The sequence below is a fragment of the Streptomyces sp. NPDC090442 genome, from assembly GCF_044769405.1.
GTDB lineage: Bacteria > Actinomycetota > Actinomycetes > Streptomycetales > Streptomycetaceae > Streptomyces.
Genome location: NZ_JBIVXW010000033.1, coordinates 67,108 through 90,592 on the forward strand (window position 1 = coordinate 67,108; position 23,485 = coordinate 90,592).

A 23,485-nucleotide genomic window follows, 5' to 3' on the forward strand; every position below is an offset into this window, starting at 1 on the left:
CCGGCCTGTGTTGGTCCGACTCGCGCGGGCGCATCTGCGGCCCTACAGGCGCTCCATATCCCTGATCGTCCTGCTCCAGCTCGTCCAGACGCTGGCCACGCTCTATCTGCCGACCCTCAACGCCGACATCCTCGACAACGGTGTCGTGAAGGGGGACACGGGCTACATCCTGCGGATCGGCGGCTTCATGGTCGCGGTGACGCTGCTTCAGATCACCTGCGCGGTGGGCGCGGTCTACTGCGGCGCCCGTACGGCCATGGCCCTGGGCCGGGACATCCGGGCCGCGGTCTTCGACCAGGTGCAGTCCTTCTCCGCCCGGGAGGTCGGCGGCTTCGGCGCGCCGTCGCTGATCACCCGCACCACCAACGACGTCCAGCAGGTCCAGATGCTGGTGCTGATGACGTTCACGTTGATGGTCTCGGCGCCGATCATGTGCGTCGGCGGCGTGGTGATGGCGCTCAACCAGGACGTGCCGCTGTCGGCGCTCCTCCTGGTCATCGTCCCGGTCCTCGGGATCCTCGTCTCACTCATCGTGCGCCGGATGCGCCCGCTGTTCCGCGGGGTGCAGGAGCGCATCGACACCGTCAACCGCGTGCTGCGCGAGCAGATCGCCGGCATCCGCGTCATCCGCGCCTTCGTCCGGGACCGCTACGAGCGCGAGCGGTTCGCCGGGGCCAACACCGACCTGTACGACGTCTCGATCCGCGCCGGCCGGCTGATGTCGATGATGGGCCCGCTGGTGATGCTGATCGTGAACCTCTCCAGCGTGGCCGTGGTGTGGTTCGGCGGGCTGCGCATCGACGGCGGCCAGATGCAGATCGGGGCGCTGGCGGCCTTCCTCAGCTACCTGATGTACATCCTGATGTCGATCATGATGGCGACGTTCATGGTGATCACGTTGCCGCGCGCCGAGGTCTGCGCCGAGCGCATCCAGGAGGTGCTGGCGACCGAGTCCAGCGTCACCCCGCCCGCCGAGCCGGTCACCACGCTGCGCCGCCACGGCGAACTTCAGCTGCGCGACGTGGAGTTCCGTTTCCCCGGCGCCGAGCAGCCGGTCCTCAAGGACGTCTCGCTGATCGCCCGCCCCGGGGAGACCACCGCGGTCATCGGCTCCACCGGATCCGGCAAGTCCACCCTCCTGGGGCTGGTGCCCCGGCTCTTCGACGCCACCGGCGGCGCGGTCCTGGTCAACGGCGAGGACGTGCGCACCCTCGCCCCGGAGACCCTGGCCGCCGTCATCGGCCTGGTGCCGCAGAAGCCGTACCTCTTCTCCGGGACCGTCGCCAGCAACCTGCGGTACGGCAATCCGGACGCCACCGACGAGGAGCTGTGGCAGGCGCTGGGCACCGCGCAGGCCCGGGAGTTCGTCGAGCGGATGGAGGGCGGCCTGGCGGCGCCGATCGCGCAGGGCGGCTCCAACGTCTCCGGCGGCCAGCGGCAGCGGCTGGCGATCGCCCGCGCCCTGGTCCGCAAGCCGGAGATCTACCTCTTCGACGACTCCTTCTCCGCACTGGACTACGCCACCGACGCGGCCCTGCGCGCCGCGCTGGCCCGGGAGACCGACCGGGCCACCGTGGTGATCGTCGCCCAGCGGGTCTCCACGATCCGCGGCGCCGACCGGATCGTGGTCCTGGACGCGGGGCGGATCGTGGGCACCGGCACCCACGCCGAGTTGATGGCCGGCAACGAGACCTACCGGGAGATCGTGCTCTCCCAGCTCACCGAGCAGGAGGCGGCGTGACCACCGCGGACAAGCAGGACCCGGCCGCGGGGCGGGCCCCCGACCGGACGCCCGCCGACACCGCCGGCGAGACCACCGGGTCGACCCCCCGCCGCGGCCCGGCCCCCGGCGGCGGCCCGATGGCCCGCATGATGGGCGGCCCGGTCGAGAAGTCCCTGGACTTCAAGGGCTCCGGCAAGCGGCTGTTGGCCCAGATGCGACCGGAGCGCGGCATCGTCGCGGTGGCGCTGCTGCTGGGCGTGTTGAGCGTGGCGCTGACCGTCGTCGGCCCGAAGGTGCTGGGCCGCGCCACCGACCTGATCATGGCCGGCGTCATCGGCCGCCACCTGCCCGAGGGCCTGACCAAGGCACAGGCCGTCACCGAGCTGCGGGCGCACGGCCAGGGCGGTTTCGCCGACATGCTCGGCGCCATGCCGGTGGTCCCCGGCCACGGCGTCGACTTCGGCGCCGTCGGCACCATCCTGCTCGGCGCCGTCCTGATCTACGCCGGCTCCGCCGCCTTCGGCTTCACCCAGGCCCGGCTCGCCACCCGGGTCGTCCAACGCGCCGTCTTCCGGCTGCGCGAGCAGGTCGAGGAGAAGCTGGCCCGGCTGCCGCTGAGCCACTTCGACAAGCAGCAGCGCGGCGAGGTGCTCTCCCGCGCGACCAACGACATCGACAACATCCAGCAGACGCTCCAGCAGACCCTCAGCCAGATCATGGCCTCGCTGCTGACGATCCTGGGCGTGCTGGGGATGATGTTCTGGATCTCGCCGCTGCTGGCGCTGGTCGCGCTGGTCACCGTGCCGGTCTCGGTCGTCGTCGCCACCAAGGTCGGCAAGCGCGCCCAGCCGCAGTTCGTCCGCCAGTGGAAGACCACCGGCAAGCTCAACGCGCACATCGAGGAGATGTACACCGGCCACTCCCTGGTCAAGGTCTTCGGCCGCCAGAAGGAGTCCGCCGCACTCTTCCGCGAGCAGAACGAGGCGCTCTACGCGGCCGGCTTCCGGGCCCAGTTCATCTCCGGGATCATCCAGCCCGCGATGATGTTCATCGGCAACCTCAACTACGTGCTGGTGGCCGTGGTCGGCGGTCTGCGGGTGGCCTCCGGCGCGCTGTCGCTCGGTGACGTCCAGGCGTTCATCCAGTACAGCCGCCAGTTCAGCCAGCCGCTGACCCAGGTCGCGGCGATGGCCAACCTCGTCCAGTCCGGCGTCGCCTCCGCCGAGCGGGTCTTCGAACTCCTCGACGCCCCCGAGCAGGCCCCGGACGCCGCGCAGCCGGCCCGCCCCGAGCAGGTCACCGGTCGGGTCGCCTTCGAGGACGTCTCCTTCCGCTACGACGAGAACAAGCCGCTCATCGACGGCCTCTCGCTCACCGTCCGCCCCGGCCAGACCGTCGCCATCGTCGGCCCGACCGGCGCCGGCAAGACCACCCTGGTCAACCTCCTGATGCGGTTCTACGAGGTCCGCGGTGGCCGGATCACCCTCGACGGCGTGGACATCGCCGAGATGTCCCGCGAGGAGCTGCGCGCCAACATCGGCATGGTCCTCCAGGACACCTGGCTCTTCGGCGGCACCATCGCCGAGAACATCGCCTACGGCGCCCCCGAGGGCACCTCCCGCGACAAGGTCGTCGAGGCGGCCAGGGCCACCCACGTCGACCGCTTCGTCCGCACCCTCCCGGACGGCTACGACACCGTCATCGACGAGGAGGGCGACAACGTCTCGGTCGGCGAGAAGCAGCTGATCACCATCGCCCGGGCCTTCCTCGCGGAGCCGGCGATCCTCGTCCTGGACGAGGCCACCAGCTCGGTCGACACCCGCACCGAGGTCCTCATCCAGCACGCGATGGCCCAACTCCGCACCGGCCGCACCAGTTTCGTCATCGCCCACCGCCTCTCCACGATCCGCGACGCCGACGTCATCCTGGTCATGGAGAACGGCGCGATCGTCGAACAGGGCGACCACGACGCCCTCTTGGCCTCCGGGGGCGCCTACGCCCGGCTGTACGCGGCCCAGTTCGCGGAGGCCGTGACGGAGGCGGGGTAGGCGCCCAGGGGGCGGCCTCGGCGAACGGCCCCCGGGGTGCGGGGCGTTGGGGCATCCCCCAGGGGATGCCCCTCGGTCGTCTCCGGGGGCAGCGCCCGGGTCAGTCCGTCCGCCGGGCCCGTCGGGCGATCCAGCGCCCGATCCGGTCCAGCAGCTCCGGGCCGGCGGCGTTCTCCGCGTGGCCGAAGCCCGGTTCGAGCCAGAGCTCGGCGGTGGCCGGGTCGGCGGCGGCCCACAGCATCCGCGGATGGTCCACCGGGAAGTACGGGTCGCGGTCGCCGTGGACGAGGAGCAGCGGCGTGGGCGCGATCAGCGGCACCGCCTCGGTGGGGGAGAGGGGGATCGCGGCCCACTCCTCGGGATGGATCCGCGTCCGCAATCCGAGGCGGGAGACCAGCCGCCCGGTGGGTCGCGTCACGACCCAATGGAGGCGCCGCATGGGCGCGGTGCCCCGGTAGTACCACCGCGCGGGGGCACTGACCGCGACCACCGCATCCGGCCACGCATCCGTGCGCTCCCCGTGCTCCCCCGGGCCCGCCACCGCCGCCCGCCGGCCGTGCAGCGCGGCCTGCCGGAGCACGACCGAACCGCCCATGGAGAAGCCCACCGTGGCGATCGTGCGGTGGCCCAGCGAGCGGGCCCAGCGGACCGCGGCGGTCAGGTCGTGGATCTCCCGGTCGCCGACGGTGGACCGGCCGCCGGAGCCCCCGTGCCCCCGGAACGAGAACGTGATCACGTCCGCATGCTGGGACAACGCGGCGGCGGTGCGGCGCAGCGCGGGCCGTTCGAGCGAGCCGGAGAAGCCGTGCGCGAGGACCACGGCGAGGTCGGCCGAGGGCGCGGGGAAGGGGGCGCGGGAGGGGGCGTACGGCCCTTCGGGGCCCGGGATCCGAGGGGTGTGGGCGGCCTCGATGCGCACACCGTCGTCCGTCAACAGGGTCACGCGGTGACCACTCGTTGTGATCGACGGAACACAAGATCGCGCAAAATCGCCCTCGGGTCCGCAAGCCATGTGAGCTATTCTGCTGGGCAGAGGAAGGATCCGGGCAGCGTCGCCCCCGGATCCTTTTGTGCTTTCGCGCACGCAAAGCGCGTGACCGGAAGCGCCGCGTACGAAGCAGTGCCGCAGACTCCCCCGGCCGGGCCGGGTGGTGCCCCCGTCGCAGGGACCGAGGAGGAACCAGACGTCATGGGCAAGCGAAGCGTGCAGGACAGCGAGCCGCACAGGACGGAGCTCGCCGAAGACCGGGCAGGTGGTCGGGAGTGAGCTCACTTCTGCTGCTGACCAACGCCCTCCAGCCATCGACGGAGGTGCTCCCGGCGCTCGGCTTGCTGCTGCACAGCGTCCGGGTGGCCCCCGCCGAGGGCCCGGCCCTGATCGACACCCCAGGGGCCGACGTCATACTGATCGACGGCCGCCGCGACCTTCCGCACGTGCGGTCCCTGTGCCAGCTCCTGCGGTCCACCGGGCCGGGCTGTCCGCTGGTGCTGGTGGTCACCGAGGGCGGACTGGCCGCCGTCACCGCCGACTGGGGTGTCGACGACGTGATACTGGACACCGCGGGGCCGGCCGAGGTGGAGGCGCGGCTGAGGCTGGCGATGGGCCGCCAGCAGATCACCACCGACAACGGCCCCATGGAGATCCGCACCGGGGACCTCTCGGTGGACGAGGCCACCTACAGCGCCAAGCTCAAGGGCCGGGTCCTGGACCTGACCTTCAAGGAGTTCGAGCTGCTGAAGTACCTGGCGCAGCACCCGGGTCGGGTCTTCACCCGCGCCCAACTCCTCCAAGAGGTGTGGGGCTACGACTACTTCGGTGGTACGCGGACGGTGGACGTGCACGTCCGGCGGCTGCGCGCCAAGCTGGGCCCCGAGCACGAGTCGCTGATCGGGACCGTCCGCAACGTCGGCTACCGCTTCGTGGTGCCGGAGAAGGTGGAGCGGGCCGCGGCGGAGGCCAAGGCACAGGAGGAGGCCGGGCGGCCGGGGAAGGGCGGCGACGGCGGCAAGCGGGCCGGTGCGCGGGCGCCCTCGCCGGGCGCCGGATCCGGGGCCGCACAGCCTGCCCGACGGTAGGACCACCCGCGTAGACTGCCGCGCGTGGCCAAGGTGACGCGGGATGACGTAGCAAAACTGGCGGGGACGTCCACCGCCGTTGTCAGTTACGTCATCAACAACGGACCGAGGCCGGTCGCCCCGGCCACGCGCGAGCGGGTGCTCGCCGCCATCAAGGAGCTCGGATACCGACCCGACCGGGTCGCGCAGGCGATGGCGTCCCGCCGCACCGACCTCATAGGTCTGATCGTCCCCGACACCCGCCAGCCGTTCTTCGCGGAGATGGCGCACGCCGTCGAACAGGCCGCCTCCGAGCGCGGCAAGATGGTGCTGGTCGGCAACGCCAACTACCTCGACGAGCGCGAGGTGCACTACCTGCGCGCGTTCCTCGGGATGCGGGTGGCCGGGCTGATCCTGATCAGCCAGGGCCCCAGCGAGCACGCCGCCGCGGAGATCGACGCCTGGGACGCCCGGGTGGTGCTGCTGCACCGCAGGCCGGACGCGATCGACGACGTCGCGGTGATGACCGACGACATCTGGGGCGCCCAACTGGCCACCCGGCACCTGCTGGAGCACGGCCACCCGTACGTCGCGTTCCTGGGCGGCACGGAGGAGACCCCGAAGTCCGGCGACCCGGTCACCGACCACGTCGAGGGCTGGCGGCGGGCCATGCTGGAGTCCGGGCGGTCCCCGGAGGGGCGCTACTTCCAGGCGGCGTACAACCGCTACGACGCCTACCGGGTCGCGCTGCAGCTGCTGGCCGGCCCGGACCGGCCGCCGGCCATCATGTGCGCCACCGACGACCAGGCGATCGGCGTGCTGCGGGCCGCCCGCGAGCTACGGCTCGACGTCCCCGGCGAGTTGGCGGTGGCGGGCTTCGACGACGTGAAGGAGGCGGCGCTCACCGATCCGCCGCTGACGACGGTGGCCTCGGACCGGCAGGCGATGGCCCGGGCCGCGGTCGACCTGGTGCTGGACGACGGGCTGCGGGTGGTGGGTTCGCGCCGCGAGCGGTTGCGGCAGTTCCCGTCGCGCCTGGTGGTGCGGCGGTCCTGCGGGTGCGGGGGCTGAGCGGCGCACGGCGTCCCGGCGGGGCCCGACGCCCGCCCAACTAGGGCTCCCGGAGGCGCCCTTATACCGGGCATACCCACTTCTGTCGGGTCTCTCAGGGCGTTCTCAGACGGTTCTCATGCAGCGGCAGCAGAGTCGTGGGCATGACCGAGAGCTACCGCCGTAGCGGCGATGAGATGCCCCAGGACCGGCCGTACTCCTACGACAACGCGTACGGCACCGGCCACAGCAGCGAGCGCGTCTACGGGGGCGACGTTCCGCCGGCACCCCCGTACACGCCGTCCCCCGCGGAGGCGGGCGGTGCGGGCGCGCCCGAGCCGCGGCGCCGGGCCCGCCGGCCGGTCGCGCTGATCGCGGCGGTGGCGCTGGCCTCCGGTCTGATAGGCGGCGGCAGCGCGGCGCTGATCGCCGGCGCCACGCAGCAGGGCTCCACGTCGGGCGGCATCTCCACCCCGCTCGTCAACGCCGGGCAGAACACCGGCGGCAGCGGTGTCGCCGGGGTGGCCAAGGCGGTCAGCCCGGCCATCGTGGAGATCCAGGCGCGGACCGCGGACGGCCAGTCCACCGGCTCCGGCGTGGTGATCACCAGCAACGGCGAGATCGTCACCAACAACCACGTGGTGGCCGGCGCGCACAAGGTCAGCGTGACCTTCAGCGACGGCAGCAAGAAGACCGCGACGGTGGTCGGCACCGACCCCGACAAGGACCTCGCGCTGATCAAGGTGGTCGGCGGCAAGGGGCTCACACACGCGGTGCTCGGCGACTCCAGCAAGCTGGTGGTCGGCGACCCGGTGGTCGCGATCGGCTCGCCGGAGGGTCTCACCGGCTCGGTGACCAGCGGCATCATCTCCGCGCTCAACCGCGAGGTGACCGTCCCCAAGGAGGGCGGGCAGAACCAGGGCCAAGGCCAGGGCCAGGGGCAGGGCGGGGGCCGCGGCTTCGGCGGCGGTGGCTGGCCGTTCGAGTTCGGCGGCAACCAGTACAACGGCGACACCGGCTCGTCCAAGACCAGCTACAAGGCCCTGCAGACCGACGCCGCGCTCAACCCGGGCAACTCCGGCGGCGCCTTGATCAACATGCAGGGGCAGATCATCGGCATCAACTCGGCCATGTACTCGCCCAGTTCGTCGGACAGCAGCCAGGCGGGCAGCGTCGGCCTCGGCTTCGCGATCCCGATCAACACGGTCAAGGCCGACCTCGACGCGCTGCGCGGCGGCGGCAGCGGCGGCGGGAACAGCGGGGTCTGAGTCGGGCCGGGGCGGGGCGGGCGCCGGTCGGGGGCTGTCCACCGGCGGTTGTCCACAGGGCGTCCGCCGGTGCGGCATCCGTGTCAGGCTGAAGCCAGAAAGTTCCTGCCGGTCGTCCGCACACGCACACCGAGGTAGACACGCACATGAGCCCCGCCGAGCACGGAGACCACCCCGCCCGCATCCTCATCGTCGACGACGAGCCCGCGGTCCGCGAGGCACTGCAGCGCTCGCTGGCCTTCGAGGGGTACGGCACGGAGCAGGCCGTCGACGGTCTGGACGCGGTGGAGAAGGTCGCCGCCTACGACCCCGAGCTGATCGTGCTGGACGTGCTGATGCCGCGGATGGACGGGTTGACCGCCGCCCGCCGGCTGCGGGCGGGCGGGGTGACCGTGCCGATCCTGATGCTGACCGCCCGGGACACCGTCGGCGACCGGGTCACCGGCCTGGACGCCGGCGCCGACGACTACCTCGTCAAGCCCTTCGAGCTGGACGAGTTGCTCGCCCGGATCCGCGCCCTGCTGCGCCGCAGCTCGTACGCGGCGGCCGGCACCGCCCAGCCCGACGAGAGCGAGATCCTCGGCTTCGCCGATCTGCGGATGAATCTGGCCACCCGCGAGGTCGTCCGCGGCCACCGGCCCGTGGAGCTGACCCGCACGGAGTTCACGCTCCTGGAGATGTTCCTGGCCCACCCGCGGCAGGTCCTCACCCGCGAGCAGATCCTCAAGGCCGTCTGGGGCTTCGACTTCGAGCCGACCTCCAACTCCCTGGACGTGTACGTGATGTACCTCCGCCGCAAGACGGAGGCCGGTGGCGAGCCGCGGCTGGTCCACACCGTGCGCGGGGTGGGCTATGTGCTGCGGCTGGAGGGCGGAGCGGAATGAACGGCACCGACGACGCGCACGCGACGCCCGGCGCGGGGGACGCCACCGGCGGCTCCCGCCCGGGGGCGCCCGGTGCCGAGGCGCCGCACACCGAGGCGCCCCGCGGCGAGGCTTCGCACGACGGCGGCGGCGCGGACGGGGCGCGGCCGGCGGGCGGGGCCTTCGGCCTGACGCGGTTCCACCAGCTCCCGCTGCGCTCCCGGCTGGCGCTGCTCACCGCGGTCGCGGTCGCCTTCGCGGTGGCGCTGTCGGCCGCCGCCTGCTGGCTGATCACCCGCGACCGGCTCACCGAGCAGCTCGACACCACCCTGAGCACCGTCGAGGTCAACACCGACTACGTCCAGGCGATCAGCGCCCGCTGCGCCGGCTCCCCGTTGAACGTCCGCTTCCAACCGACGCCGTACACCATCCAGTTGGTCTCCCCGTCCGGCTACGTCTGCACCTCGCCCGGCAAGTTCGCCATCCCCGCGCAGCACGCGGACCAGGCGGTCGCCGACGGGCGGCTGGCCGGCGCCGTGCACACCACCAAGGACGAGAAGGGCGTCGCGATGCGGGTCTCGACCTCCCCGTACCGCGGCCCGATCACCGACGCGCAGGGCAACCGCCTGGCGATCTCGGTGGCCGCGCCGATGGACCAGGTCACCGACCCGCTCAACCACCTCGCGCTGGTGCTGCTGGTCGTCGCCGGGGTGGGGGTGCTGGGCGCGGCGACGGCCGGCCTGTGGGTGGCGCGGGCGGCCCTCAAGCCCGTCGACCGGCTCACCGCCGCCGTCGAGCACGTCGCCCGCACCCAGGACCTCACCATCCGCATCCCCACCGACGGCGAGGACGAGATCGCCCGCCTCTCCCGGTCGTTCAACGCCATGACCGCCGCGCTGGCCGCCTCCCGCGACCTCCAGCAGCAGCTCATCGCGGACGCCGGCCACGAGCTCCGGACGCCCCTGACGTCGCTGCGGACCAACATCGACCTGCTGGAGCGCAGCGAGCGCTCCGGCCGCAAGATCCCGGCCGCGGACAAGGAGGCCCTGCTCGCCTCGGTGAAGGCCCAGATGGGCGAGTTGGCGGCGCTCATCGGCGACCTCCAGGTCCTCTCCCGGCCGGCGGAAACGGGCCTGGGCACCGAGGCGTCCTCGGTCCGCGTGGTCGCCCTGCACGACATCGTCGGCTCCGCCCTGGAGCGGGCCCGGCTGCGCGGACCGTCCCTCACCCTCACCGCCGCCCTCGACCCGTGGTACGTCCGCGCCGAGCCGGCCGCGCTGGAGCGGGCGGTGGTCAACCTCCTCGACAACGCGGTGAAGTTCAGCCCGTCCGGTGGCACGGTCGAGGTCCGCCTCGCGGACGGTGCGCTGACCGTCCGCGACCACGGCCCCGGCATCCCGCCCGAGGACCTCCCGCACGTCTTCGAGCGCTTCTGGCGCTCCCCGGCCGCGCGCAGCCTGCCCGGCAGCGGACTCGGGCTGTCCATCGTGGCCCGCACCGCGGAGCAGGCCGGCGGCGGCGTCCGCCTCCGCAACGCCTCCGGTGGCGGCACCGAAGCCCTCCTCACCCTGCCGGGCGCCGCCGCCCCGCCCCCGGACATACCGGGGCGGTCGGGTGCGGCGGAGGCGCCCGACGGGCCGGCGGGCGCCTCCGATACGAGCGCGTAGGCAGCCGGCCGTCCCGGAACCCCCGGAGCGGCCCGCGCCTACCTCCCCGCGCCGTTGCCCTTGCCGCCGTTCTTCGCCGCGTCGCCGAACGGCAGCTCCGTACCGGTGAGGTCGGCGTGGATGCCGTCGGGTTCCACGGACACGTTGGCGAGGCGGATGTTGCCCGGGGTCTTGGGGAGTTGGAAGGAGAGGGCGAGGCGGTCGGCGAGCTGGGGCTTGGTGAGGTCGGTGAGGGCGCCGAGCATCTTCGCGTCGATGCCGACCTTCTGGAGCAGCCAGGGGTGGTCCATCACCACGTCGACGAGGTTGACCGTCATGAGCTGGTGGACGAAGCGCGGCGAGCCGATCAGCTCGTGCAGCTTGTCGTCGCTGCGCAGGGCGTCGTCGATGTACTCCTGGGGGATGCCGATCCGCTTGGCGATGGCCGGGATGCTGAGCATCGACTTGACCTTGGCGACCTGCCGGGTGAGTTCGGCGGCGCCCTTCTGGGTCAGACGCAGGCCCTCGCCCTCGCCGGTGCCCGGGCGGTAGACGGCCATGTCGCCGATGTCCAGGCGCATCTGGCCGATCTCGGTGGAGATGCCCCGGTCGCCGATGCGGTGGATGCGGGCCTCGGCCCGGACCCGCAAGGTGTGCCCGGCGACGGGAAGTTCGCCGACCGCGCGCACCCCGTTGGGGCCGAGGGCGCTGAACTTCACCTGGGAGGCGCCCAGTTCGCGGTTCATGTCGTCGAAGGTGAGCAGCACGCTGCCGTGCATCTCGCCGATGGTGGCGCCCTTGATGGCGGTCGGCAGATCGCCGTCCAGTTGGATGTTCCGGGCCGTCGCCGACACCTTCGCCAGCGAGACCCGGTCGGCGGCGACGTCCGGGATCACCACGTCGACCTGGTCGAGCCGCTTGTCGAAGACCTGGGTGAGGAACGGGAATCCGTGGATGTCCACCTCGGGCCGGGCGTGCAGGTGCAGGGCCGACTTCACCTGGTCCTCGGCCTTGTTCTGCGCGTAGAGCACGGCGAACCGGTCGCCGAGGGCGAGCACCCCCGTGCAGGCCGCCAGCGCGACCAGCGCCTTGATGGTGCGCGGAACGGCCGCGAAGCGCGAGATGCCCCGCTTCAGCTTGCGGTGGTTCGGCGGCGACCAGGCGTCCTCGTCCTCGTCGTCCGAGCGCAGGCCGAGACCGAGCGGATCGTCGCTGTCGTCACGCTCGTTGAGGTAGCCGCGGTACGGGGGAGGCGGGGCGTGCGGTGCGCCGTGCTCCGGGTCGCCGCCCCGGCCGGGTGCCCGGGACGGATCCGGGTCGGCGAGTGCGGCCAGGTCCGCGTAGGGGTTGACCGGCGGAAGCTCTCTGGTGTCGCCTTGAGGGCCGTCCGACGGCCCGGATATGTGGGGCTGGTCGCCGGCCTCCGGGGCGGGGGCGGAGGCTGCGGCGGGGGCACCGGCCGGGGACGAGGCCGGGTGCGAGGGTGAAGATATGCGTGTGGGGGTTCGCATCAGCACATCCCACCACGAGCGGGACCCGGAAGCGCAAGTCCCGCCGGCGGAATGTGAGATACGCGAAGATCGTCCTGCCGTCCTTGGCGAAATCTTGCCGCGTGACGTTCCCGTGCCCGGGCGACGGACTGAACTAACGTCGTCCCGGCGCCATCCGCCGCCCGCGTCTCCCCGGAGGAATCCATGATCGTGGTCACCGGAGCAACCGGCAACATCGGCCGCAGCCTTGTCGGCCGCCTACTGGAGCAGGGGGTACCGGTCCGCGCCCTCACCCGGGACCCCGCCCGCGCCGAACTCCCCGCCCGGACCGAGGTGGTCCGCGCCGACCTCGTCGAGGACCCCGACCTCGCCCCGCTGCTCGCCGACGCCGAGGCGCTCTTCCTCAACCTGGCGGCCGGCGGCGCGTCGGCGCAGCGGCTGATCGACGCCGCCCAGCGGGCCGGCGTCCGCCGCATCGTCCTCAACTCCTCGCTCTCGATCACCGATTCGCCCGTCGACGACACCAACTTCATCTCCCGCTCGCACGCCGAAGCCGAGCGCGCGGTACGCGCGTCTGGTCTGGAGTGGACCTTCCTGCGCGGCGGCAACTACGCGACCAACGCCCTCCGTTGGGCCCCGGCGATCCGCGCGACCGGCGTGGTCCGCGATGCGCACCCGGGCGCCCAGAGCGCCCCCGTCCACGAGGCCGACCTCGCGGACGCCGCCGCCGTCGCCCTCCTGGACCGCAGCGGCGCCCACGCCCACCAGATCCACCGGCTCACCGGGCCCGAGGTGCTCACCAACACCCAGCAGGTCGCCGCGATCGCCGAGGTCACCGGCCGGCCGGCGCGCATCGAGCAGATCTCGGAGGACGAGGCCGCCGAGGCGATGGCCGGCCCGCACTTCCCCATCGAGGCCGCCCGCCAACTCGTCCACCTCTTCGGCCAGTCGATCGACGCCCCGGCCTTCCCGGTCACCGACGACGTCGCCCGCGTCACCGGCCACCCGGCCCGCACCTTCGCCCAGTGGGCGGGCGACCACGCGGGGGACTTCGCCGGACATCGGTGACGCCCGGGCCGGCCGGGCGGTTCGGACGGTTCGGGCCGTTCGGGGGTCCGTCCCTGGACGGCCCGTCTCCTGATGGGGCATCACATCGCCGGGCGCGGCCAACGCCGACACGGGCAGGGTGGTAACGCCGGCCCAGAAGGAGGCGAGCGAGTCCGTGACCGATGTGGCCGGCAGCGTGGTCCTGGCGGGGGTCGCGCACATTCCGCAGCGCGACCCAGGGTGGGCGCCGTCCTTCGAGTCGCTCCTTGGGATCTTCGGGTGCGTTTTCGTGGGTGCCGAGCGCCGGGCGCAGCATGCGGCGGCCCCGGGCGTCCGCGTCTGTTGCGGGCGGCCGGGGCCGTAGGCGTGGGCGGGGCGAAGGTGAACGGCCCTTCAGGAGTGGCTACTTCACCACCGTGATGCGATCCGCCTTCGGTGGGGACAGGGGGGTGGACGGCGTCGAGTGGGCCGTCAGGTAGGTGGTGAGGGCGTCGAGGTCGGAGGGGCCGACGTGCTTGTTGGTGCCCTGCTTGAGGGCGGGGAAGCCGTCCCCGCCGCCGGCCAGGAACTCGTTCATGGCGACGCGGTAGGTCTTGGCGGGGTCCACCGGCGCGCCGTTGAGCCTGACGGTGTCGGTGACGACGCGGGCGGCGCCGGCCTTGGTCATGTCCAGGGTGTAGCTGAGGCCCTTGGAGACCTGGAGGATCTTGGGGGACGCCTCGTTGGGGCCGCTGACCTGCTGTTGGAGGGCGGCCAGGAGGTGGGCGCCGGTCAGGTCGACGACGTGCACCATGTTGGTGAACGGCTGGACGGTGAACGCCTCGGCGTAGGTGACGACGCCGTCGCCCTCCTTGCCCGACGCCTTGTAGGCGAGGTCGGAGCGGATGCCGCCGGGGTTCATCAGCGCGAGTTGGGCGCCGCCCTTGTCGGGGGCCGCGGTGGCCTCCTGTTGGGCGTCGGCGATCAGGTCGCCGAGGGGTTCCTCGGGGGTGCCGGCGCCGCGGCCGTTGATGTCGGCGGAGACGTAGCCGACCGGCTTGTTGGCGATCGGGGCGGCCAGCTTGTCCCAACGGGCGATCAGGGACGTCAGGTCCGGCGCCTTGGGCTGGGTGCGGTCGACGACGTGGTTGACCGCGTGCGGGCCGTGCACCGCGGTGCGGACGATGTCGTGGGTGCGGCGGTCGTAGGTGAGCGTGGTGTCGGTGTAGAGGCGGCCGTAGGAGGCGGCCGAGGTGACCGTGCGGGGGTGGCCGGCCGGGTCCGGGACGGTGCAGGTGTAGGACTGGTGGGTGTGGCCGGTGACCAGCGCGTCCACCTTCGGGCTGACGCGCTTGGCGATGTTCACGATCGGACCGGAGATCCCCGCGCCCGGACCGGGGCTGTCGCAGTCGTCGTTGTACGAGGTGGAGGCCGGCATGCCGCCCTCGTGGATGAGCGCGACGATCGCCTTGACGCCCTGGCGGTCCAGGACCTTGGCGTACTTGTCGATGGTGGCGACCTCGTCGTGGAAGGTCAGGCCCTTGACGCCGTCGGCGTTGACGATGTCCGGGGTGCCCTTGAGGGTCACACCGATGAAGCCGATCCTGACGCCGTTGCGCTGCCACACCGTGTACGGCTTGAGGATCGGCTTGCCCGTCTTGTCGTCGGTGACGTTGGCGGCCAGGTAGGGGAAGGCGGCGCCCTTGAAGGTCCGGCCCCTCTCGTAGCAGCCGTCCTTGGGGTGGCAGCCGCCGCGCTGCATGCGGGTCAGCTCGGCCCGGCCCTCGTCGAACTCGTGGTTGCCGACGGAGGTGACGTCCAGGCCCAGCCTGTTCATCGCCTCGATGGTCGGCTCGTCGTGGAAGAGGCCGGAGAGCAGCGGGCTGGCGCCGATGACGTCGCCGGCCGCGGCGGTGACGGAGTACGGGTGGCCCTTGCGGGCGGTGCGCAGGGACTGCGCGAGGTACTCGACGCCGCCGGCCGGGACGGTCTTCTCGGACCCGTCGGCCTGGCGCTGCTGGACGGTGCCGGAGGAGCCCTGCGGCGGTTCGAGGTTGCCGTGGAAGTCGTTGAAGGAGAGCAACTGGACGTCGACCGTGCGGGACGGGCGGTGCGGGCGGCCGCTGTCGGCCCCGGCGGGCGGGGCGGTGGCGGTCAGGGCGACGCCCGCGACGGTGGCGAGCACGGCGGCGCCGGCCGCCAATCTGCCGCGCAGGCGCGGCCGTTGAGGTGTCGTTGGCATGGTTCCCCTCCGTGGCTGGTGCTGAGCGGTGGGCAGCATATTGTCGACGCGCGTAGAGAGATAGGGGGCGGAGGTGACGTCCGGGTGGCCGGGCGGTGGCGGGGCCGGCCGGGGCGGCGTCCGCGGTGCCCGCCCGACGTGGGGACGGCGTCGTACGCTTCACACATGACTGACGCTGCACAGGAGATGGGGCACGGCGGCCGCCGGGTCGAGGTGGTCGACGAGCTCGCACCGGAAGGGGCCCGGGCCGTCCTTGAGCTGATCGAGCGGGCCGCGCGGGCGGACGGGCAGCCGGCCGTGTCCGAACAGGGCCGGCTCCAGTTGCGGGGCGGCCGCCGCGAGGGAGTGCGGCACCTGTTGGTGTACGCGCCCGGGGAGGACGGCGAGCAGCTCGTCGGCTACGGGCAGTTGGAGGACACCGATCCGGTGGAGGCGCCGGCCGCCGAGCTCGTCGTCCACCCCGGCTACCGCGGCCGCGGCCACGGGCGGGCGCTGGGCGGCGAGCTGCTGGCCCAGTCCGGGCGCCGGCTGCGGGTGTGGGCGCACGGCGGGCACCCGGCCGCCCGGCACCTTGCGCAGACGCTGGGGCTGTCGATGTTCCGGGAGCTGCGGCAGATGCGGCGGTCGCTGGCGGACTGGGAGCTGGCCGAGCCGACGCTGCCGGAGGGTGTGACGGTGCGGACCTTCCAGCCGGACGTCGACGACGCGGCCTGGCTGGAGATCAACGCGGCGGCCTTCGCGCACCACCCCGAGCAGGGCGCGCTGACCCAGCGCGATCTGGACGACCGCAAGGCCGAGGCGTGGTTCGACCCCAAGGGCTTCTTCCTCGCCGAGCAGGACGGCCGCCTGGTCGGCTTCCACTGGACGAAGGTGCACGCCGAGGAGGGCCTGGGCGAGGTGTACGTCCTCGGGGTGCGGCCGGGCGCGCAGGGCGGCGGCCTGGGCAAGGCGCTGACCGCGATCGGGCTGCGCCACCTGGCGGCGCAGGGACTGGCGACCGCGATGCTCTACGTGGACGCGGACAACGTGGCCGCGGTGACGGTCTACGAGCGGCTGGGGTTCACCACGCACGAGACGGACCTGATGTACCGGTCGGAGACCTGAGCGCCCCTGGGGCGAAGCGTGACGGGGCGGGCCGTGGGGCCCGCCCCGCCGCATGTGTCACGGCCGTGCGGCCCGCTCCTGTCGGGCGCGCCATTCGCGCGCCAGGATCGCGTAGATCACCTCGTCGCTCCACTCGCCGTCGAGGAACTCGTTCTCCCGCAGCTCGCCCTCGCGGCGCATGCCCAGGCGCTCCAGCAGCTTGGCGGAGGCGGTGTTGCGGCCGTCCAACTCGGCCTGGATGCGGTGGAGTCCGAGCTCGGCGAAGCCCAGTCGGAGCAGGGCGCCGGCGGCCTCGGTGGCGTAACCGCGGCCGGCGTACTCGGGGTTGAAGACGTAGCCGATGCCGCCCTGGCGGTGCGCGCGGTGGGTGTAGACGAAGGTGACGTCGCCGACCAGGGTCCCGGAGTCCCGTAGGGCGACGGCGAGTTGGAGGAAGTCGCCGGACTGCCGCAGCGTCGTGCGGGTCGCCTTGTCGGCGATCGAGGCGCGGGAGGCGGCCTCGTCGTGCGGGCCCCAGTAGAGGTAACGGCAGACCTCGGGGCGGCGCTGATAGGCGTGGACGGCGGCGAAGTCGTCGTGGCGGACGGGACGGAGGTCCAGGCGCGCGGTCCGTAGCGGGTACGCGGGGGTGTACGGGAGCGGGGGCGGCGGGGGTATGGGTGGCGTGGAAGGTCTGGGCACGCGGTCAGCGTAGGGAGCGCGGGCGGGCGGCGCAGCGGACTTTCCGGGGGGTGGCGGCGGGCCGGTCCGGCTTCCGGGCCCGCTCGGATTGGCGGCCGTGAAGATCGTCGGGCGTCGGGGCGGGCAGAAAAACACCCGGGGGTAGCGTCCCGCTTGCCTGGCCGCCATGTCCCCTTCACCAGCGATTCAATATCGCTTGCAAGCATCACTGAATGCAGCCCGCTGTGCCGAACGTCCCGAACCCGCGGCTCGAAGTCGTGCCGCCGCCTCCTGACGCGCCTGGAAGCCCCCGAGCGCGGAAGAATAAGGACATGAACCAGCAGCGCAGCGCTCAGGCCCCGGCCCAGCCCGAGATGCCGCCCCAGGAGACGCCGAGGGCGCTGGGACCCCTGCAGCCCTCGGTCGGCTCGATCGCCGCGCACCGGCCGAACGCCGTCCGGCGCGACCTCTCCGGGCTGGAGCCCGACCTGGACGCCGACCCCGACGCGTACGAGGACCGCGGCGTCCCGGGTGCGAACGGCGAGGAACTGCCGAGCGGGCGGTTCCTGGACCGCGAGCGGAGCTGGCTGGCCTTCAACGAGCGGGTGCTGGAGCTCGCCGAGGACCCGGCCACCCCGCTTCTGGAGCGCGCCAATTTCCTTGCGATTTTCGCCAGCAATCTGGACGAGTTCTTCATGGTCCGGGTCGCCGGCCTCAAGCGGCGGATCGCCACCGGCGTCGCCACCCGCTCCGCCTCCGGGCTCCAGCCCCGGGAGGTGCTGGACCTGATCTGGACCCGGTCCCGCGAGCTGATGGCCCGGCACGCCGCCTGCTTCCAGCAGGACGTCGCGCCGGAACTCGCCGACCAGGGCATCCACCTGATCCGCTGGCCCGACCTGACCGAGAAGGAGCAGGCCCGGCTGTTCACGCTGTTCCGGCAGCAGATCTTCCCGGTGCTGACCCCGCTGGCGGTCGATCCGGCGCACCCCTTCCCCTATATTTCCGGGCTGTCGCTGAACCTGGCCGTGGTGGTCCGCAATCCGGTCAGTGGCCATGATCACTTCGCACGTGTGAAGGTCCCGCCGCTGCTCTCCCGCTTCCTGGAGGCGTCCCCGCAGCGGTACGTGCCCATCGAGGACGTGATCGCCGCCCACCTGGAGGAGCTGTTCCCCGGGATGGAGGTGCGGGCGCACCACATGTTCCGGGTGACCCGCAACGAGGACCTGGAGGTGGAGGAGGACGACGCCGAGAACCTCCTCCAGGCCCTGGAGAAGGAGCTGATGCGGCGGCGCTTCGGGCCGCCCGTCCGGCTGGAGGTCGAGGAGACCATCGACCCGGCCGTCCTGGACCTGCTGGTCCAGGAGCTGAAGGTCTCCGAGGCCGAGGTCTATCCGCTGCCCGGCCCGCTCGACCTGACCGGGCTGTTCGGGATCGGGGCGCTGGACCGGCCGGAGCTGAAGTACCCCAAGTTCGTGGCCGGCACCCACCGCGACCTGTCGGAGGTGGAGTCCGCCTCGGCCCCCGACATCTTCGCCGCGCTGCGCGCCCGCGACGTCCTGCTGCACCACCCCTACGACTCGTTCTCCACCTCGGTGCAGGCGTTCCTGGAGCAGGCCGCGGCCGACCCCAAGGTGCTGGCCATCAAGCAGACGCTGTACCGCACCTCCGACCACTCGCCGATCGTGGACGCCCTGATAGACGCCGCGGAGTCCGGCAAGCAGGTGCTCGTCCTGGTGGAGATCAAGGCGCGCTTCGACGAGCAGGCCAACATCAAGTGGGCGCGCAAGCTGGAGGAGTCCGGCTGTCACGTCGTCTACGGCCTGGTCGGGCTGAAGACGCACTGCAAGCTCTCCCTCGTGGTGCGCCAGGAGGGCGAGACGCTGCGCCGGTATTCCCACGTGGGCACCGGCAACTACCACCCCAAGACGGCCAGGTTGTACGAGGACCTGGGGCTGCTGACCGCGGACCCCCAGGTGGGAGCCGACCTCTCCGACCTCTTCAACCGGCTCAGCGGCTACTCCCGGCGGGAGACCTACCGCCGGCTGCTGGTGGCGCCCACCTCGCTGCGCGACGGGCTGATCCAGCGGATCAACAAGGAGGCCGTGCACCACCGGGCGGGCCGTCCCGCCTACGTCCGCATCAAGGTCAACTCGATGGTCGACGAGGCCGTCATCGACGCGCTCTACCGGGCCTCGCAGGCCGGCGTGCCCGTCGACATCTGGGTGCGCGGCATCTGCGCGCTGCGCCCCGGGGTGCCCGGGCTGAGCGAGCACATCCGGGTCCGCAGCGTGCTGGGCCGCTTCCTGGAGCACTCCCGGGTCTTCGCCTTCGGCAACGGCGGCGAGCCCGAGGTGTGGCTGGGCAGCGCGGACATGATGCACCGCAATCTCGACCGGCGGATCGAGGCGCTGGTACGGGTCACCGACCCGGCCCACCGGGCGGCCCTGAACCGGCTGTTGGAGACCGGGACGTCGGACACCACCTCGTCCTGGCACCTGGACCCGGACGGCGACTGGACCCGGCACGCGGTGGACGCGGACGGCACCCCGCTGCGGAACGTACAGGAAATGCTCATCGACGCCCGGAGGCGCCGGCGTGGCCCAGCGACATGACCAGCCGGCCGGGGGGCCGCGGCACGGCCTCCTCGGGACCGGCGGGGGAAGCGGAAGCGGAATCGGATACGAACCCGGCCCGGCGCCGGGGGCCTGCGCCGCAGTGGTGGACGGGCCGGGGGGCGGTGTGTACGGGAACGGGGTCTACGGGGAGGCGCTCCACGGGGCGGACGGCGGTGTGCCCGGGGCGGCGCGCACGGGGTGCGAGGACGGGGTGCCCTACGGGCCGGACGACGGTCCCGGGCTCGGCGGGCGGACGGCCGGCGAGGTGCTGGCCGGCTATCTGCACCGGCAGTCCACGGACTTCCTGCGCAGCCTGCGGCTCCACCGGGAGGCCGGCCCGGACGCGGCGGGCGCCGGCGAGGCGGCCTGGCAGTTGCGCCGCGCCGCCCGCCGGATCAGCGCCACGCTGCACACCTTCCGGCCGCTGACCGAGGAGGTCTGGGCCGACCAACTTAGGGCCGAGCTCGGCTGGTTGAGCACCACCCTCGCCCGCGAGCAGGCGTGCGAGGCGCGCCGGGACCGGCTGATGGGGGCGCTCACCCGGCTGACCGGGCGTGGCGAGCGGGCCGACTGGCCGGCGGAGCGGGGCGGCCGGGGCGCCCGGTCCGGACGCGGCGCCCGGAGCGCCCGGGACGGCCGACCGGCCGCACCGTCCGCCGCCGCGGCCATCGCCACCGTCCCGGCCGCCGCCACCGAGCCGGAGCCGGAGAGCGCGCTGACCGCCGGCGCCGCCCGGGCCGGCGCGCTGCTCGACCGGCAGCTCACCCTCGCCCGCGCGCGGGCGCACTCGGCGGCCCTCCAAGCGCTGGGCTCGTCCCGTTTCCACGCCGTCGCGGACGCGGTCGCGGTGCTGGCCTCCGAGGCGCCGCTGGCCCGCCGGGCCGGCGAGGTGGCCGCGGCGGAGGCGCTGCCGCCGCTCGCCGAACAGGCGCACCGGCGGCTCGCCGAGGCGGTCGCCACCCTGCCGCTGGCCCGCGCCGGCCACCCGTACAACGCCGGTGCGCTCGCCGTCGAGCAGGGCCAGGACGCGCCCTGGCACCGGGCGCGGCTGCTGGTCCGGATCAACCACTACGCCCAGGAGGTGATCGCCCCGGACGCCGTCGACCCCCGGCTGTTCGCGTCCGACCGGGTCCTCACCCAGCACCGGGACGCCGCCGAGGCGGCCGCGGCGGCGGCCACGGCGGCCCGTACGCCGCGGATCGCGCCGGCCACCGCGTACGCGCTGGGCGTGCTCCACGCCGACCAGCGGCACGAGGTCGAGGCGGCCCGCTACGCCTTCGGGCGGGTGTGGCTGCCGGGCCCGGCCGGCGAGCGCGGCGTCTGAGCGGGACGGGAGGGGCGCGATGGGCAGGACGGCGGGCCGCGGGGGCGGCGGGGCGAGCGGTGCACGGACGGTGCCGAACGGGCCGGTCCGGGCGGCCGGCTGCGTGCTGTGGCGCCGGGCGCCGGGCGGCGACGGGATCGAACTGGCCCTGGTCCACCGGCCGAAGTGGAACGACTGGTCCCATCCCAAGGGCAAGCTCAAGCCGCGCGAGGACGCCCGGCGGGGCGCGCTGCGCGAGGTGCTGGAGGAGACCGGGATGACCTGCGCGCCCGGCCCGGAACTCCCCACCGTCCACTACCGGGTCGGCGATCGCCCCAAGGAGGTCCGTTACTGGGCGGCCGAGGCCACCGGCGGCGGTTTCATCCCCAACAAGGAGGTGGACCGCGTCTGGTGGGTGCCGCCGGACGTGGCCCGGGAGGTGCTCACCCAGGACCGCGACAAGGACCTGGTGAGCGCGTTGCTGAGCGCGCTGCCCGGGAGTGGTTCCGGGGCCGGGCCGGAGCCGGCGGACAGGCCGGGCGGGGGCGGCTGACCGGCACCGCGGAACCCTGCGTTCCGTGCCCGGCGCATACTGGAGTGATGCTGCACGGGGAAATCGAGATCAGTGCCTTCCTGAAGGCGCGCCGTGCCGCGCTCGACCCGACCGAGGTCGGTCTGCCCGACGGGTTCGGCCGCCGCCGGGTGCGCGGGCTGCGGCGCGAGGAGGTCGCCCAGCTCGCCGGGATCAGCGTGGACTACTACACCCGGATCGAGCAGGGCCGGGCGCCCGCCGTCTCCGGCTCCGTCCTGGACGCCATCGCGCGGGCGCTGCGACTGTCGGACGGCGAGGTGGCGTATCTGCGCAACGTCGCGGTGCCGCGACGCCGGACCGCCGGCACCTGCGCGCCGGTTCCGGCGCAGACCGTGCGGCCGGAGGTCCGCGAGCTGCTGGCGGCGATGGACCCCGCGGTCGCCGCCGTGCTGCTCGGCCGCGGGCTGGACATCCTGGCCTGGAACGGCGCCGGCGCCCGGCTCTCCTTCGACCTCGAAGCGCTCCGGCCCGCCCGACGGAACACCGCGCTGCTGGTCTTCCTCGACCCGGCGGCCCGGGAGCGGTACCCGGACTGGGAGAAGAAGGCCGAGGAGGTCGTCGGCAATCTGCGGGCGGACAGCGGGCGGCACCCTGACGACCCGCGGATCTGCGAGGTGGTGGGCGAACTCCTCGACCACAGCCCGGAGTTCCGCCGGATGTGGGCGGCCCAGGGCGTCTACGAGTGCCTGCGCGGGACCAAGCGGATGCGGCACCCGGAGGTCGGGGAGCTGACCGTGACCTTCGAGAGCTTCCGGTTGGCGGGCGACCCCGACCAGGTGCTGGTCACGTACACCGCGCCGGCCGGCTCGGCGTCCGAGGCCAGGCTGCGCGCGCTGGCGCGGCCGGTGGCGGGCGCGGCGGTGGCGTCCTAGCCAGGACCCGCCGCTCTACGGGGGCGCGGCTAGTGCACCCCGCCGCCCCGCGGGGCCAGCGCCTCCCACCGCACCGTGACCTCTCCTTGGCGCCGCCGGCGGGGGTCCCCGGCCAGCGGCCAGTCGGTGGCCAGGGCGGCGACGGCGGCGCGCCACCGCTGACGGGCGCCCAGCGCGCCCAGGGGGGCGGCGCTCGCCCAGGCCCGGTCGAAGTCGCGCAGGAAGGCGTGCACCGGCTCGCCCGGCACATTGCGGTGGATCAGCGCCTTCGGGAGGCGTTCGGCCAGGTCGGAGGGGGCGTCCAGGGAGCCGAGCCGGGCGGCGAAGGTGACCGTGCGGGGGCCCTCGGGGCCGAGCGCGACCCACACGTGCCGGCGCCCGATCTCGTCGCAGGTGCCCTCGACCAGCAGCCCGCCGGGCGCCAACCGGGCGCGCAGCCGCGCCCAGACGGCGGCGACCTCGTCCTCGTCGTACTGGCGCAGCACGTTCGCGGCCCGGATGAGGAGCGGGGCGCGGCCGGGCGGGCCGGGCAGCGGCACCTCGAAGCCGCCGTGGACGAAGTCCAGGCCGGCGCGGGCGTAGGGGAGGGCGGCGGCGACCCGGGCCGGGTCGATCTCGATGCCGACGACGCGGGCGTCCGGCCGCACCGTGCGCAGCCGGGTCAGCAGTTCCAGCGCGGTCCAGGGGGCGGCGCCGTAGCCCAGGTCGACGGCGACCGGGTCGGCGGCGCGGCGCAGTTCCGCGCCGTGCTCGGCGGCGATCCAGCGGTCCATGCGGCGCAGCCGGTTGGGGTTGGTGGTGCCGCGGGTGGCGGTTCCGACCGGCCGGGACGGCGCGGGTGCCGGGACGGCGGCGGTGCGGGCGGAAACGGTCGAGCGGCGGGCCATGCATCGAGGGTATGGGGTCGCGGCGGGCCGGCCCGCCGGGC

At 73.5% G+C, this 23,485-nt stretch carries 18 protein-coding genes; 13 read left to right on the forward strand and 5 right to left on the reverse strand.

What is annotated here, in order from left to right; genetic code table 11:
• Positions 1-7 precede the first annotated feature (7 nt).
• Entirely contained in the window at positions 8-1,741 is a 1,734-nt protein-coding gene (locus ACIQU6_RS23440) for an ABC transporter ATP-binding protein (protein WP_403483615.1), read from the forward strand.
• A complete protein-coding gene (locus tag ACIQU6_RS23445; RefSeq protein WP_403483616.1) occupies positions 1,738-3,771 on the forward strand; it encodes an ABC transporter ATP-binding protein in 2,034 nt (677 codons plus the stop codon). Before ACIQU6_RS23440 ends, ACIQU6_RS23445 begins: the two co-directional genes overlap by 4 nt.
• Positions 3,772-3,871: 100 nt before the next feature.
• Here the strand turns inward: ACIQU6_RS23445 and ACIQU6_RS23450 are convergent, their stop codons facing one another.
• The gene (locus ACIQU6_RS23450) at positions 3,872-4,783 is read right to left on the reverse strand and encodes an alpha/beta hydrolase family protein (protein WP_403483617.1); all 912 of its coding nucleotides are present in this window, start codon (positions 4,781-4,783) and stop codon (positions 3,872-3,874) included.
• Between the two features lie 251 nt (positions 4,784-5,034).
• Between ACIQU6_RS23450 and ACIQU6_RS23455 the strand changes: the two genes are divergently transcribed.
• The 5 genes from ACIQU6_RS23455 (at position 5,035) to ACIQU6_RS23475 (ending at position 10,674) form a co-directional block, all read left to right on the forward strand.
• Positions 5,035-5,847 (forward strand): response regulator transcription factor, encoded by an 813-nt coding sequence (locus tag ACIQU6_RS23455; protein WP_403483618.1) that lies wholly within the window; start codon positions 5,035-5,037, stop codon positions 5,845-5,847.
• Positions 5,848-5,871: 24 nt separating this feature from the next.
• On the forward strand, positions 5,872-6,897 hold the full coding sequence (locus ACIQU6_RS23460) for a LacI family DNA-binding transcriptional regulator (protein ID WP_403483619.1): 1,026 nt from the start codon (positions 5,872-5,874) through the stop codon (positions 6,895-6,897).
• A 143-nt stretch (positions 6,898-7,040) separates the two neighbouring features.
• Positions 7,041-8,144, forward strand: a complete 1,104-nt coding sequence (locus ACIQU6_RS23465) for a S1C family serine protease (RefSeq protein ID WP_403483620.1) — start codon at positions 7,041-7,043, stop codon at positions 8,142-8,144.
• A gap of 146 nt (positions 8,145-8,290) precedes the next feature.
• Entirely contained in the window at positions 8,291-9,028 is a 738-nt protein-coding gene (locus tag ACIQU6_RS23470) for a response regulator transcription factor (RefSeq protein ID WP_403483621.1), read from the forward strand.
• Positions 9,025-10,674 (forward strand): sensor histidine kinase, encoded by a 1,650-nt coding sequence (locus ACIQU6_RS23475; RefSeq protein ID WP_403483622.1) that lies wholly within the window; start codon positions 9,025-9,027, stop codon positions 10,672-10,674. The genes ACIQU6_RS23470 and ACIQU6_RS23475 overlap by 4 nt, the downstream gene beginning before the upstream one ends.
• A gap of 38 nt (positions 10,675-10,712) precedes the next feature.
• Here ACIQU6_RS23475 and ACIQU6_RS23480 read toward each other — a convergent pair whose 3' ends face one another.
• Positions 10,713-12,164: a DUF2993 domain-containing protein gene (locus ACIQU6_RS23480; protein WP_403483623.1), complete on the reverse strand. Its 1,452-nt coding sequence runs from the start codon at positions 12,162-12,164 to the stop codon at positions 10,713-10,715.
• Positions 12,165-12,347: 183 nt separating this feature from the next.
• Here ACIQU6_RS23480 and ACIQU6_RS23485 point away from each other — a divergent pair, with 183 nt between their 5' ends.
• Positions 12,348-13,211, forward strand: coding sequence for an SDR family oxidoreductase (locus tag ACIQU6_RS23485; RefSeq protein ID WP_403483624.1), 864 nt, complete (start codon positions 12,348-12,350; stop codon positions 13,209-13,211).
• 382 nt (positions 13,212-13,593) lie between these two features.
• On the opposite strand, the gene ACIQU6_RS23490 is transcribed toward ACIQU6_RS23485, so the two are convergent.
• Positions 13,594-15,411 carry a bifunctional metallophosphatase/5'-nucleotidase gene (locus ACIQU6_RS23490; RefSeq protein WP_403483625.1) on the reverse strand — a complete coding sequence of 606 codons (1,818 nt, stop codon included), beginning with the start codon at positions 15,409-15,411 and terminating at the stop codon, positions 13,594-13,596.
• A gap of 186 nt (positions 15,412-15,597) precedes the next feature.
• Here ACIQU6_RS23490 and mshD point away from each other — a divergent pair, with 186 nt between their 5' ends.
• Positions 15,598-16,515, forward strand: a complete 918-nt coding sequence (gene mshD / locus ACIQU6_RS23495; RefSeq protein WP_403483650.1) for a mycothiol synthase — start codon at positions 15,598-15,600, stop codon at positions 16,513-16,515.
• A gap of 57 nt (positions 16,516-16,572) precedes the next feature.
• Here mshD and ACIQU6_RS23500 read toward each other — a convergent pair whose 3' ends face one another.
• Entirely contained in the window at positions 16,573-17,196 is a 624-nt protein-coding gene (locus ACIQU6_RS23500; RefSeq protein ID WP_403483626.1) for a GNAT family N-acetyltransferase, read from the reverse strand.
• 311 nt (positions 17,197-17,507) lie between these two features.
• Here ACIQU6_RS23500 and ACIQU6_RS23505 point away from each other — a divergent pair, with 311 nt between their 5' ends.
• The 4 genes from ACIQU6_RS23505 to ACIQU6_RS23520 all read left to right on the forward strand — a co-directional run bounded on the left by ACIQU6_RS23505 (position 17,508) and on the right by ACIQU6_RS23520 (position 22,557).
• The gene (locus ACIQU6_RS23505; protein ID WP_403483627.1) at positions 17,508-19,787 is read left to right on the forward strand and encodes an RNA degradosome polyphosphate kinase; all 2,280 of its coding nucleotides are present in this window, start codon (positions 17,508-17,510) and stop codon (positions 19,785-19,787) included.
• 127 nt (positions 19,788-19,914) lie between these two features.
• Complete coding sequence (locus ACIQU6_RS23510; protein WP_403483628.1) at positions 19,915-21,114, forward strand: CHAD domain-containing protein; 1,200 nt, start codon at positions 19,915-19,917, stop codon at positions 21,112-21,114.
• 19 nt (positions 21,115-21,133) lie between these two features.
• Positions 21,134-21,646 carry an NUDIX hydrolase gene (locus ACIQU6_RS23515; protein ID WP_403483629.1) on the forward strand — a complete coding sequence of 171 codons (513 nt, stop codon included), beginning with the start codon at positions 21,134-21,136 and terminating at the stop codon, positions 21,644-21,646.
• Between the two features lie 47 nt (positions 21,647-21,693).
• Entirely contained in the window at positions 21,694-22,557 is an 864-nt protein-coding gene (locus ACIQU6_RS23520; protein WP_403483630.1) for a helix-turn-helix transcriptional regulator, read from the forward strand.
• Between the two features lie 29 nt (positions 22,558-22,586).
• Here ACIQU6_RS23520 and ACIQU6_RS23525 read toward each other — a convergent pair whose 3' ends face one another.
• The gene (locus ACIQU6_RS23525) at positions 22,587-23,444 is read right to left on the reverse strand and encodes a class I SAM-dependent methyltransferase (RefSeq protein ID WP_403483631.1); all 858 of its coding nucleotides are present in this window, start codon (positions 23,442-23,444) and stop codon (positions 22,587-22,589) included.
• Between the last annotated feature and the right edge of the window lie 41 nt (positions 23,445-23,485).